Raw genomic sequence first — 12,035 nt, 5'->3', positions numbered from 1 at the left:
CGCCCCGGGACGCTACAGGGGTTCCACCGCCCGGGACGCGCGCTCGTCGTAGGCCGCTCGCGCCGAGGCGATCTCGTCCATGTGCTCCTCCGACCACAGGCGGATCGACCCCATCAGCGCCTCCACCTCGGCGCCGAGGGCGGTCAGGCTGTACTCCACGCGCGGCGGGGTCGTCGGGTACACCCGGCGGTCGACCAGCCCCGCCCGCTCCATCTCGCGCAGGGTCTGGGTCAGCATCTTCTGGGTGATGCCGTCCAGCCGGCGGCGCAGCTCGCCGAAGCGCGCGGGCCCGGGGGAGAGCACCCCCACCACCAGGCACAGCCACTTGTTGGACAGCAGGGAGAGGACGTTGCGGGACGCACAGTTCCGCAGGTAGACATCGGCGCCGCCGAGTTCTCGCAAGTCAGGAGTGGTATACACCAGGTACCTACAGATGGGGAAAGTGCCTTCTATACAGGGGATACCTTAGACGGGAAGCTGGGCGCATGACAGAGCACATACGCACCGTCCGGCAGAAGACCGTCGGCGGCCCCGAGGTCCTGGAGATCGTCGAGGCCCCCGTGCCCGAGCCCGCGCCCACCCACGTCCGGGTGCGGGTGCACGCGGCCGGCGTCAACCCGACCGACTGGAAGATGCGGACCACCGGCTACTGGCACACGCCCCCCTTCGGCCAGGGCTGGGACGTCTCAGGGGTCGTCACCGCCGTCTCCCCGGGGGTCACCCGCTTCGCCGTCGGCGACGAGGTCTACGGGATGCCGAACTTCCCCCACACCCCCGGCGCCTACGCCGACCAGGTCACCGGCCCCGCGCGGCACTTCGCCCCCAAGCCCGCGGGACTCGACCACGTCCACGCCGCCGCCCTCCCGCTCGCCGCGCTCACCGCCTGGCAGGCCCTGGTGGACACCGCGGACGTCGGAGCCGGCCGGCGCGTCCTCGTCCACGCCGCGGCGGGGGGCGTGGGCCACCTGGCCGTCCAGATCGCGAGGGCCCGGGGAGCCCACGTGATCGGCACCGCCAGCGCCGCCAAGCACGACCTCCTCCTGGGCCTGGGGGCGAACGAGGTGGTCGACTACGCGGCCGAGGACTTCGCCGAGACCGTCGGCGACGTGGACGTGGTGCTCGACGCCATCGGCGGCGACTACCTGGAGCGGTCGCTGCGCACCCTGCGCCCCGGCGGGCTGTACATCGGCCTGACCGACCCCTTCGACACCGAGGGGGTCGCCCGGGCCGCGGAGAAGGCGGGCGCCGGGGTCCGCGGCGTGACCCTGATGGTCGAACCCGACCACAAGGGCCTGGAGGCGGTCACCGCGCTCGTGGAGGAGGGGCGGTTGAAGCCGCTGGTCGCCGCCACCTTCCCCCTGGAGGAGGCCGCCGAGGCGCACGAGCTGGGGGAGACGGGCCGCACCACCGGAAAGATCGTGCTGACCCTGACCTGACCCGGCCGCGGGGCGCCGGAGGCGGGCACACGGAGAGGGGCCGGGGAGCAGTTCGCCCCGGCCCCTCCCGGACGCGGCCGGTTCCCGCTCCGGGGGCCGGAAGGCCCCGAGCGGCCCGGGGCGCGCACCCCCGGCGCCGGGGCGGACCCGTCCCACGCGAACCGCTGACGGCGCCCGCGGGCCCCGCACGCCGTCCGGCGCGGGGCCCGGACGCCTCAGACGTGGACGAGCGGGGTGTCCACCAGGTGCTCGGCCACGAACCAGGCCTGCAGCTCGTTGACGCGGATCACCTCCGACACCAGGAGGTCGTTCGTCCCGTCGTCGCCCATGTCCTGGGTCCGCGCGGCGGCGTCGTGGCAGTCCTCCAGGATGGTCTCGTGCGCCTCCAGGAGGCGGGAGAGCATCGCCGGGACCTCCTCGACGCCGTTCGGCGGACGCGGCACGTTGGTGATCTCGGCGACGTGCCGCGGGTCCCCGACCGCCACGCCGCCCAGGGTCTGGACACGCTCGGCGATGGTGTCGGTCAGCTCGGTCTGCTCGTCGGCGTGCTTGTCCATCAGCAGGTGGAGCTGGTAGAACGTCTGGCCGCGCATCAGCCAGTGGTGCTTCTTGTACAGGTCGTGCAGGATGCGGGTGTCGCACAGCACCTGGTTGAGCCGCTGGCACGAGTACATCCGCGCGTCGTAGGAGAGGCCGACCGGAAGCTGGCGAACCGTGCCGAACTCCTGGATCTCCTTGCCCTTCTGGTGCAGCCACGGCTGGCTGCTCCTGGGCTTGGGCGTCGTTCCGGCCTTGCGGTCTGCGGTCGTCACTCTGGTCCCCCTCCAGTCGGTGTGACTCGTCTCGCAACGGGAGCGCACACAGCGGTGCGCTCCGTGTGTCAGTCTCGGCTACCCACCGGCGCCGGGCGGCTAACCTCCCGCCAACCGGGGGTAAGTTTTCTGTGCTTTCGCCGGTTCCGGTGCGGGAGCGGAGGAGACCGCCCGCGACGGGCCCCGACCGCCGCTACCTCCCCGTACGCACGGGCAGGGAGAACAGGCCGTGCATGATCATGCTCGGCCACCACCGCAGCTCGGACTCGTCCACCGCGAGGCGGAGTCCGGGGAACCGGTCGAGGAGGGCGCCGACCGCCACCCGGGCCTCCATCCGCGCCAGCTGCGCCCCGACGCAGAAGTGCGCCCCGTGCCCGAACGCCAGGTGCGCGTCCCCGCGCCCGGGCCGGAACCCGTCGGCGTCGTCGTAGCGCTCGGGGTCCCGGCCCGCGGACAGCAGGGAGACCAGGACCGGCTCGCCCGCCTCCAGCGCGACCCCGCCCACGGTGGTCGGCTTGCCCGGGAACCGCCAGGTCGCGTTCTGCAGGGGGCTCTCCAGGCGCAGGGACTCCTCGACCGCCGGGCCGAGGAGGGCCGGGTCCGCGCACAGGCCCTCCCAGCGCTCCGGGCGGCGCAGCAGGGTGAAGAGCATGTTCCCGATCAGGGCCACCGTGGTCTCGTGCCCGGCGACCAGCAGCAGGAACGCCGTGGACGTCACCTCGTCGCGGCTCAGGTCCCCGGCGCGGTGCGCCTCGACCAGGTCGCCCAACAGGTCGTCGGAGGGCTCGGCCAGGCGGGCGTCCACCAGTTCCCCCAGGTAGCGGTCGAACCAGTCGGTGGTCGCGGCGACGGCCTCCCTCTCCTCGTAGGACGAGGAGTCGATGACCACGGCCCGGCGGTGGAACTCGGGCCGGTCCGCCTCGGGAACGCCGAGGATGTCGCAGATGATCGCGATGGGCAGCGGATAGGCCAGGTCCCGGACCAGGTCCGGCCGGTCGGAGGCCGCGATGCGGTCCACCAGGTCCGCGGTGACGCGTTCGGCGCTCTCCTCCAGGGCTCTGACCCTGCGCGGGGTGAACGCCCCGCCCGCGACCCGGCGCAGCCGCGTGTGGTCGGGCGCGTCCACGTTGACCATGCTGCGCACCAGGCTGGGCCGGTGGTCGTAGGGGAGTCCGAGGCCGGCCGCGCGCCAGACCGCGTCGCCCGCCGCGGGGTCCTTGAGCATGTCGGGGTCGGCGAGAACCTGCCGCGCGTCGGCGTGGCGGGTGACCAGCCAGGCCCACGCGCCTCCGGGCAGGTCCATGCGGTGCACGGGGGAGTGCTCGCGCAGCCACCGGTAGGCGGGGTGGGGGTCGGACTCGAACTCGGGGCCGTGCAGCTGCGGTGGGGAAACGGACATGGCGTGCCTTTCGTACCGGGGGGTGCTCCGGGTGCTTCCTACCCCCGCGCCCCACGGGGCTACGCCGAAGGGCCCCGGCCGGTGGCCGTTCCGGGGGGCGAGGAGGAGTGCTACGGATGTGGCGCCAGGCCTTCCCGGGCTCACCGGTCGGTGGTGAGCGCCTCCAGCGCGCGGGCCTCGTCCACCTCGCTCGGCAGGGTGTAGCGGCGAGTGGTGTTCAGGTCCGCATGGCCCATCAGCTCGGCCACCGGCACCACGTCGACCGGCGCGGTGGCCACCTCGCCGCGGCCGCGCACCGGGTCGGTGCCGAAGGTGTGGCGCAGCACGTGCGGTCCGAAGGCCTCGCCGTCGTCGGCCGGGCCGATCCCCGCCGCGGCACCCAGGTTGGTGACCACGACGGTGTCGGCGGCGCGGGTGGACGGCGCGCGGCCGTCGCGGTCGCGGATGAGAGGCCCGGAGGCGGGACGGCCGAGCTCGCCGAGGAGTTCGGCCAGGGTGGTGCGGGCCCGGGCGTGCAGGGGGACGGTGCGGTCCCTGCCGCCCGACCGTCCCTTGCCGCGCACCCGCACGCTCCCCTTCCTCGCCGAGAGGTGGGGGGCCGCCGCGCGGGCGTGCGGGGCATCCGGAATGTAGAGCGGGTCGCGGACGGCGCCGGGCGCCGAAGGCGGTGAAATCCGGATGGTGCGAAAGGAGCAGCAGCGCTAGCGTGCGCGTATGAATCTCGAACCCGGAAAGACCGTGCCCGCCGTTCCCGTTCCTCTCGATGCCGAACTTCGGGTCGCTTATGACGCCTACCTGGCGGAGGAGGCGGACTCGGCGCCGATGAGCCCCGAGAAGCTGTCGGTGATCCGCGCGGAGACCGACGCCGCAGTGGCGGCGCTCGGGGACCTCAGCCATGGCGGGCGCTTCACCGTCTCCCAGCCTTCGGTGCCCGGGCCGGACGGCGCCCCCGAGATCCCGCTGCTGGTGTGCACACCCTCCGGCGCGCCCGCATCACGGCCGGCGCTCTACTCCATACACGGCGGCGGCTTCTACTGCAGCGATCACCGCACGGAGCTCGACGAGATACTCGAGACGGCCGAGCGGTTCGGGGCCACGCTGATCTCGGTCGGCTACCGGCTCGCGCCCGAGCACCCCTACCCCGCCCAGATCAACGACGCTTACGCCGGTCTGCTGTGGGTCGCCGACCACGCGGACGAACTCGGCATCGACCCGGAGCGCATCGTCGTCACGGGCTTCAGCGCTGGCGGCACCCTCGGCGCCGCGCTGGCTCTGACCGTGCGCGACAAGGGCGGCCCCCGCCTGCTCGGCCAGCTGCTGATCGCGCCGCTGCTCGACGACCGCAACGACAGCGCCTCGGCCCTGCAGATGGACGACGTCGAACTCTTCGACCGCAGCCGCAACAGGTTCGCCTGGAGCTCGCTGCTCGGCGACGCCCAGGGCGGACCTGACGTGCCGCAGTACGCTGCGCCCGCCCGCGCCACCGACCTGGCCGACCTGCCGCCCACCTTCCTCGACGTCGGCTCCGCCGAGTGTCTGCGCGATGAGATCCTCGCCTACGCCGACCGGATCTGGCAGGCCGGCGGCGAAGCCGAGCTGCACGTGTGGCCCGGCGGAATCCACGGTTTCGACCGGAAAGCCCCCGAGGCGCGGATCAGCAAGGCCGCCGTCGCGGCACGCCGCAACTGGCTGGAGCACCTTCTCGCCACCAACTGACGGTCTCCTCCGGCGGTAGTCGGTCGCGGGATGGCCAACGTGCCGGCCAGGCGTCCGTAGCAACGAGGTCGAGGAGCCTCGCGACGGAACCCAGGCGGATAGCCGCGTGACACGGAGCCCTCCACGGTTCTGGACCGACAAGTGTCCGGCATCCCGGCTCCGTCGAACCCCGAGGGCATGCGTCGGCCTCCGACGAGACGTTGTGGAGGTCACGCGGCAAGTGCTCCCAGCTGCGATGCCTCGATCTTCGGCAAGTCGGATCATCACAGCTCAGGGAGCACTTCTGCGTTCCGACACCAAGATCCGGACCCGCCCGGTGAACGCGTCAGGCCGGTAGTTCTACGGAAGGCCCCCGTGGTCGGGGACGCCATGCTGTGAGGCATGCAGAACGTGAGCATCTGGAGTGAGGGGTTCGGCGCCGACGTCGAGCCGGTGAACGCGCTGCACCGGGTGCGGGCTCCCACGCTGGTCGTGGAGGGCACCCACGAGCCGGTCAAACCGGGGCACGGCGCGGTCATCGCGGGGCGGGTCCCGGGGGCGCGGCTGATGCGCGTGGCGGGCATGGGGCACACGCTGCCGCCGCAGACCCACCAGGAGCTGGCCGAGGCGATCCTCGCCCACACGGCCGAGTGAGGAAGTCCGTTGCAGAATCCCTGTGTTTCCGCCATCGAAGTGGCGGACCTGACGCAGCGCTTCGGCGCCAGGCTCGCCGTCGACCGGCTCAGCCTGAGCATTCCGCCTGGAATGTTCTACGGCATCGTGGGCCCCAACGGCGCCGGAAAGACCACCGCCCTGACGGCGATGTGCGACGACGAACAGTTGCCGTGCGGCCGGGTGCACGGCCACGACGGCCCCGCCCGGGCCCGCTGCCGCACCAGACGCACACCGCTCCGGTCGGCCGGCCGTTGGACGGACCGCTGCTCGACATCGCCGGCTGGCGGCCGGAAGAGAGCGAAGACGGCGTCGCCCCGATGACCGAGCGGGGGCGGCGGCCCGGCGGCCGGTGAGGCGCCCCCCGCCTGCCACGCTTGTGCGGCGAGCTCCCTGGTGTCGCCCCGCAGAAGTTCGTGAAGGGTATTCAGCGTGATGGCGGCTTGAGCAGGGTCCCGCCGGTCGTCGACGGGGGCGGGGGTTTCGAGGGCGAAGAGGACGGAGCGGCCGGGGCAGCCGGAAGGGTTGATCAGCCGCTGACCGTGCGCAGAAAGTGATCGGCGTCTTCCGGCTCGCCGAGTCGGCCCAACTCCAGCCAGGAACCGTCGGCGAACGCGAGCCGGAAGGTGGCGTACCCGCGCGGCTGGCCCGCCTCACCGTCGATCCGGGCCTGGTCGAGGGTGAACTCCGTGACGGTCCGGAAATCGTCGGCCTTGGTCGGCGACAGCCGACGGCGAGGGGACGCCGCCACGCAGATGCGGTCGCGGGCCAGCATGACCAGGCGCTTGGGGTTGGGCGAGTACCCGTACCAACGCAGCAGCAGCTGGCCCGCGGTCAGGTTCCAGTCCCCGTCGAAGACCCCGTTGGTCGGGTCCTGCCCGCGATCCCGCTCACGAGAGCGGCCACGGCCGGAACGCTGTGTGTCGGGTGGACACGGCTGTCCGGTCTGACCGTCACGGCTCCGTCCCGACAGCCGTTGGTCGAGTCTACGGCTGAGACTGTCCAGCAAGATCATCGGTACGACCACGAAGAAGAACACCACGGCTCCGGCGTACCACAACCAGTGGTGGCGCGATTTCAGGCGTCCTCTGCCTGCAGCACGGTGAACGTCCTTGGGCGGTGCGGGGATGGGCTTGTGGATCTCACACCAGACCAGGGCCACGGGTTGCTCGCCCAGGATCTTCCGCGCCCGCCGCTGCACCTTGCCCTTCGCCATGCCAAGATCCTAGCGTCGGCCCTCTACCGGTGGGCGGGCAGTTGGCGGCTGAGGCCCCTCTCCCTCGGCGGAACCGGCCGACGCCGCCGTCCGGGTTGCCGTTCGCGTCGAGCCGGTCGAGTGGAGCCGGGATCGCGGCGGTTCCAGCGACCTACGCTCACGGCGAGGCCGACCAGAGGGTCGAGCAGCCGCTCGCCGCCGGTGCCGTCGGCGACGACGACCGAGCGGCGCCCGTCCGCGCAGGGCCGCCCCGCGCCAGGCCCTCCGCCGGACGCGCACGGCCTTCGGGCGCGGACCGGGTTCGCGGCTCCGGGCCCGCTCCCGTTCCGTGGGAGCCCCCGGCGCCGCCCGGGGGCGCGGGCGTCCGCCCCGGGACGGTCCGCCCCGCGTCAGGGGGCGATGGCGCAGGCGGTCTCCAGCACGAAGCGCGGCCAGGGCCGGTGCGGGTCGTGCCCGGTCAGCTCCCGCACCCGGCGCAGCCGGTAGCGCAGGGTCTGGGGGTGGACGTGCAGGGCCTCCGCCGCGGTGGTCGCCGCCCCCTCCCGGAAGTAGGCGCGCAGCGTCTCCAGCAGGTGCGCGTCGCCCGCCGACAGGAGCGGGCCGAGCACGGCGCGGCGGACCGCGGACGGGGTGACCGGTCCGCCGTTCAGGAGGGCCAGCACGCACGCATCGGAGTCGCGCAGCAGCCCTTCGGGGCCGAACGCGTGCGGAGGCGCGGTCTCCAGGGCGTCGTCGGCCAACCGGTAGGCGGCGGACATGTCGGCGAGGGCGCGCGGCGCCAGGACGCACCCCCGCCAGGGGTGGGCGCCGAGCACGGCGGCCACCCCGGCGGCGTCGGCGGGGGAGACCAGCAGCACCACCCGGCCCGCGCGCGTGGTGAGCAGCGGGTCCGCGCCGACCGGTTCGACCAGGCCGAGCAGCGCCATCCCCGCCGACACCGTGTCCCCCTGCGGGGCGCCGCCGGGGTGAGCCCCCTCCGGCTGCGCCACCACCAGGACCGCGGGGTCGGGCGGGGTGATGCCCAGGGTCCTCGCCCGGTCGCGGATCGCCCCCCGGGAGGCCTGCCGCCCGATGAGGAGGTCGTCCAGGAACGCCCGCCGGGCCCTCTCCAGGTCGGCGTCCAGCCGGTGGGCCGTCTCGGCGTGGCCCACCGCCAGGCTCTCGGAGATCTGGTCGATCGAGGTCAGCAAGAGTTCGCCCAGAGCGAACACGTCCGCCGCGTCGAGTCCCTCGGCCGCCAGCTCGGAGACGGCGCGCACCGCCGCCGCCGACCCGACCCGGTGCGCCCGGACGACGGCGCCGATCGAGCGCCCGTCCGCGGCCCGGGAGCGCCCGATCCCCCGCAGCCGCTCCACGTCGTCCGGGGGCAGCCGGGTCTCCCCGGCCGCCCACAGCTCCATCGACCGGGCCACCAGCCACCCGGCGATCGCGCGCACCTCCTCCAGCTGCGACCCGTGCAGCGCGCGGTAGGCCGGGACCTCGGCGTACACCTCGGCGACGATCCGCTCCACCAGCCCCGCGCGCTCCCGCGCCAGTCCGGCGCTGACACGGGCGCGCTGTTCGTGCCCCACCGGCCCACCTCCCGTCCCGGGCCGGCAGCCTACCGGGAGGCCGCGCGGCGACACGCCGGGCGCGGCGGTCCGGCCCGGGGCCGCCCCCGGCCCCGGGCAACGGTAAAAAGCCCGCACACGAGCGGCGCAGCTTCGGGGCGCCACCCGTGTTGACATGGCAGTATGCGACTGCGGCACGGGGAATGCCGTGCACTGTACGACAGCAGGGCCGTTCAGGGCCGACGGGGGATGAAAAAAGATGACGGTTCCGGGCATCACACTGGCCAATGGTGTGCGCATTCCACAGCTGGGCTACGGGGTGTGGCAGGTGCCCGACGACGAGGTGGAGCAGGCGGTCTCCACCGCGCTGGAGGCGGGCTACCGCAGCATCGACACCGCGGCCGCCTACGGCAACGAACGCGGGGTGGGCGAGGCCCTGCGCAGATCGGGACTGGACCGCGACGACCTCTTCGTGACCACCAAGCTCGCCAACCCGGACCAGGGCTACGACACCACGCTGCGGGCCTTCGACGCCAGCGCCGACCGCCTGGGCATGGAGACCGTCGACCTGTACCTGGTCCACTGGCCGCTGCCCCGGCGCAACCTCTACGTGCCGACCTGGAAGGCGCTGGAACGCCTCTACGCGGAGGGGCGGGTGCGCGCCATCGGGGTGTGCAACTTCCAGGTGCCGCACCTGGAGAGGGTCATGGAGGAGGGCGGGATCACGCCCATGGTCAACCAGGTCGAGCTGCACCCGCTGCTCACCCAGAAGGCCGTGCGCGACTTCGACGCCGAGCACAACATCGCCACCGAGGCGTGGAGCCCCCTGGGGCACGGAAAGCTCCTCGACCACCCCGACGTCACCGAGGTCGCCGAGGAGCACGAACGCACCCCGGCCCAGGTGCTCCTGCGCTGGCACGTCCAGCTGGGCAACGTGGTCATCCCGAAGTCGGTGACCCCCGAGCGCATCCGCTCCAACTTCGAGATCTTCGACTTCGAGCTCTCCGAGGAGGAGATGGACCGGATCAGCGGACTCGACTCCGACACGAGGTTCGGCCCCGACCCGGACGAGTTCGACGGCGACTAGGGCGCGGCCGGAGACGGCCCCCGGCCGCCGGCGGCCCGAAGCGGGGGCCGGACCGGACGGATCCGGGCTAGCCGCGCAGCTCCCGGTGCCTGCGGGCGCCGGCCAGGACGGACTCGGTGCCGTTGCGGCGGACACGGCCGACGTAGACGGCGCCTCCGATGAAGATGGCGGCGAACAGCGCCAGCACGGCGACGAGGGCCAGGGCGGACAGCAGCAGTGAGATCGACATGCGCTCATCGTAGCCGCACGTCCTCGGAACACCCTCCGGGGGACCGTTCCGGGGCGGGCGACGGGAGCCGCACCAACCCGGAGGGCACGCCGATGGACCGGACACCGCACGAGATCGTCAACCCGCTCTCCCTCGCCGATCCGGTGGGGTACTCCCACGCGCTCGTGGTCAGACCCGGGCGCCTCGTCCGCGTCGGCGGACAGACCTCGCGGCGCCCCGACGGCAAGGTGGTCGGGGACTCCGTGGCGCAGCAGTTCGACCAGGCGCTCGCCAACCTGGTGGAGGCGCTGCGGGCCGCCGGCGCCGAGCCCGCCCACGTGGTGGACATGTGCGTGTACACCACGTCGATGCACTCCTACCGGGTCAACAGCGGCACGATCGGGTCCGTGTACCGCCGCCACATGGGCCGCTACTACCCGCCGATGACGGCGGTGGGCGTGACCGACCTGATGGACCCCGACGCCCTCGTGGCGCTGACGTGCACCGCCGTGATCCCCGAGGACGCCGCGGACGACCTCCTGCACAGGGCCGAGGCGCGGGAGCTGGTCGAGGAGGCCGAGGAGACGCTGGCGGCCGACCCCCTCGCGGGACGCGGCCCGGGCGGCCGGCCCGGGCGCACCCGGCCCTAGGTGCATCGACCTGAGACGTTGGTGACGCGGGAGGCGGGAGGGCCGCCGACGGCGGTGTGGAACCGGTGGTGATCGTCGTGGTGCAGCCATCCGGTGCGTTCACCGCGAGGCCGGAGAAGGCGTCGGGACGGGGTCCCGTCGACGGAGGAGAACGCCGCGAGGGGCGTGCCGGGGCGACGCGCGGCAGGGCGGGTGTCCGCCGAACACGTCCTGGCCCCGGGCGGCCGGCGCCCGTCCGGGCCCGACGCCCGCCCGCCGTGCCCCGGCGGCCGGGGCCGGGTCCCGCGGGCGGGGGCGGCGTTCACTGGTAGCCGAGCCGGGACAGCTCCACGCCCGCCACCTCGTGCATGTCCGTGTGCTGGTTCCGGGACAGGCGCTCGCGCCACGAGCCCACGCCCCACGCATGCTCGGTCAGCAGCTCCGAGGCCGACACCCGCGCCCCGCAGAACTCCCGCAGCCGCTCCGCCGTCTCGACCTCGCCGCCGTGCACGTCCTCGTAGCGCAGGGTCAGCAGCCGGTCGGCCCCGATCTCCCGGCGCAGCAGGGCCGACATGCGCACCGCGCCCCGCCAGCGCATCGCGCACTTGGCGGCCGTGGAGCCCTCCGTGAACGCGTCCAGGTCCGACTGGTCCTCCAGCCCGAAGAAGTGGTTCGGGAACTCGTGGTCCAGTTTCATGAAGCTCGGCTTCAACCAGGCCAGGGAGCGCTCGTCGTCCATCATGTCCGCGATGACGTCGCGGCCGTCCCGGATGATCTGGACGAACAGCGCGTCCGGGAACGCCGCGTTCAGGGCGTTCGCGGCGAACAGCAGGTCGGGGCTCGCGTCGCCGTAGCGGAGGGCGTCGGCGCTGTGCTCGCACGGTTCCGCGGAGGCGTTCGCGGGCACGCGGGCCCACGGACCGGGACACCTGGGACAGGTCAGCGGGGTGAGCTGCCAGGCCTCGGCGTAGGCCTCGCGCAGGAGGCTCGCCGTTCCCGCGACCTTCTCCCTCGCCAGCGAGGGGCGTCTGGCCACGGCGTAGACGGCGTTGAGCACGCCCGGGGAACCCGCCCCCAGGTGGAACCCGGGTGCGCGGGACAGGGCGCGGGCGACCTCGGAGATCCCGGAGTGGGGCGCGCCCAGGACGAACACCGGGCGTTGGACCTTGGTCCCGTTGACCACGAGGATGTAGGACGGCTGCTTCATTTGTGTCGATTTTTGCACCCTTTGCCCCTCTCGTGTGCATCGGCCGCGCGTTTCACGCCCCGCGTCCGCGAGTTCCCGGCGCCACGGCCCTCCTGAGGGGGCGCGCCGGGGCGGGGGAGAGCCT

The 12,035-nt window shown here is 73.4% G+C and carries 14 protein-coding genes; 6 read left to right on the top strand and 8 right to left on the bottom strand.

Translation table 11 applies throughout. From position 1 onward, the window contains the following. Positions 1 to 12 precede the first annotated feature (12 nt). Complete coding sequence (locus tag ACIRPH_RS12255; RefSeq protein ID WP_402912971.1) at positions 13 to 402, bottom strand: winged helix-turn-helix transcriptional regulator; 390 nt, start codon at positions 400 to 402, stop codon at positions 13 to 15. 83 nt (positions 403 to 485) lie between these two features. On the opposite strand from ACIRPH_RS12255, the gene ACIRPH_RS12250 reads away from it, so the two are divergent. Then, positions 486 to 1,436 carry an NADP-dependent oxidoreductase gene (locus ACIRPH_RS12250; RefSeq protein WP_402912968.1) on the top strand — a complete coding sequence of 317 codons (951 nt, stop codon included), beginning with the start codon at positions 486 to 488 and terminating at the stop codon, positions 1,434 to 1,436. 215 nt (positions 1,437 to 1,651) lie between these two features. Here the strand turns inward: ACIRPH_RS12250 and ACIRPH_RS12245 are convergent, their stop codons facing one another. From ACIRPH_RS12245 to ACIRPH_RS12235, 3 genes are all read right to left on the bottom strand, one after another. Next, positions 1,652 to 2,248: a Dps family protein gene (locus ACIRPH_RS12245; RefSeq protein ID WP_402912966.1), complete on the bottom strand. Its 597-nt coding sequence runs from the start codon at positions 2,246 to 2,248 to the stop codon at positions 1,652 to 1,654. Positions 2,249 to 2,441: 193 nt separating this feature from the next. Next, complete coding sequence (locus ACIRPH_RS12240) at positions 2,442 to 3,647, bottom strand: cytochrome P450 (protein ID WP_402912964.1); 1,206 nt, start codon at positions 3,645 to 3,647, stop codon at positions 2,442 to 2,444. Positions 3,648 to 3,787: 140 nt separating this feature from the next. After that, on the bottom strand, positions 3,788 to 4,276 hold the full coding sequence (locus ACIRPH_RS12235; RefSeq protein ID WP_402913335.1) for a tyrosine-type recombinase/integrase: 489 nt from the start codon (positions 4,274 to 4,276) through the stop codon (positions 3,788 to 3,790). 85 nt (positions 4,277 to 4,361) lie between these two features. Between ACIRPH_RS12235 and ACIRPH_RS12230 the strand changes: the two genes are divergently transcribed. From ACIRPH_RS12230 to ACIRPH_RS12220, 3 genes are all read left to right on the top strand, one after another. Next, on the top strand, positions 4,362 to 5,363 hold the full coding sequence (locus ACIRPH_RS12230; protein ID WP_402912962.1) for an alpha/beta hydrolase: 1,002 nt from the start codon (positions 4,362 to 4,364) through the stop codon (positions 5,361 to 5,363). Positions 5,364 to 5,744: 381 nt separating this feature from the next. Then, complete coding sequence (locus ACIRPH_RS12225) at positions 5,745 to 5,996, top strand: alpha/beta fold hydrolase (protein ID WP_402912960.1); 252 nt, start codon at positions 5,745 to 5,747, stop codon at positions 5,994 to 5,996. Between the two features lie 39 nt (positions 5,997 to 6,035). Then, positions 6,036 to 6,338, top strand: a complete 303-nt coding sequence (locus ACIRPH_RS12220) for an ATP-binding cassette domain-containing protein (RefSeq protein WP_402913333.1) — start codon at positions 6,036 to 6,038, stop codon at positions 6,336 to 6,338. Positions 6,339 to 6,543: 205 nt separating this feature from the next. Here the strand turns inward: ACIRPH_RS12220 and ACIRPH_RS12215 are convergent, their stop codons facing one another. After that, the gene (locus tag ACIRPH_RS12215) at positions 6,544 to 7,230 is read right to left on the bottom strand and encodes a hypothetical protein (protein ID WP_402912957.1); all 687 of its coding nucleotides are present in this window, start codon (positions 7,228 to 7,230) and stop codon (positions 6,544 to 6,546) included. Between the two features lie 389 nt (positions 7,231 to 7,619). Then, entirely contained in the window at positions 7,620 to 8,801 is a 1,182-nt protein-coding gene (locus ACIRPH_RS12210) for a PucR family transcriptional regulator (RefSeq protein WP_402912955.1), read from the bottom strand. 238 nt (positions 8,802 to 9,039) lie between these two features. On the opposite strand from ACIRPH_RS12210, the gene ACIRPH_RS12205 reads away from it, so the two are divergent. Next, positions 9,040 to 9,867, top strand: a complete 828-nt coding sequence (locus tag ACIRPH_RS12205) for an aldo/keto reductase (protein ID WP_402912954.1) — start codon at positions 9,040 to 9,042, stop codon at positions 9,865 to 9,867. 67 nt (positions 9,868 to 9,934) lie between these two features. Here ACIRPH_RS12205 and ACIRPH_RS12200 read toward each other — a convergent pair whose 3' ends face one another. Next, positions 9,935 to 10,096, bottom strand: a complete 162-nt coding sequence (locus tag ACIRPH_RS12200) for a hypothetical protein (RefSeq protein WP_267945414.1) — start codon at positions 10,094 to 10,096, stop codon at positions 9,935 to 9,937. Positions 10,097 to 10,188: 92 nt separating this feature from the next. On the opposite strand from ACIRPH_RS12200, the gene ACIRPH_RS12195 reads away from it, so the two are divergent. After that, positions 10,189 to 10,725, top strand: coding sequence for a RidA family protein (locus ACIRPH_RS12195; RefSeq protein WP_402912951.1), 537 nt, complete (start codon positions 10,189 to 10,191; stop codon positions 10,723 to 10,725). A gap of 301 nt (positions 10,726 to 11,026) precedes the next feature. Here the strand turns inward: ACIRPH_RS12195 and ACIRPH_RS12190 are convergent, their stop codons facing one another. Continuing rightward, positions 11,027 to 11,911: a sulfotransferase gene (locus ACIRPH_RS12190; protein ID WP_402912949.1), complete on the bottom strand. Its 885-nt coding sequence runs from the start codon at positions 11,909 to 11,911 to the stop codon at positions 11,027 to 11,029. Positions 11,912 to 12,035: the final 124 nt, after the last annotated feature.

The sequence above is a fragment of the Nocardiopsis sp. NPDC101807 genome (assembly GCF_044766605.1).
Lineage (GTDB): Bacteria > Actinomycetota > Actinomycetes > Streptosporangiales > Streptosporangiaceae > Nocardiopsis > Nocardiopsis tropica.
Note: the sequence above shows the minus strand (reverse complement) of the source record. Positions and strands in the feature narration are given on the sequence as shown.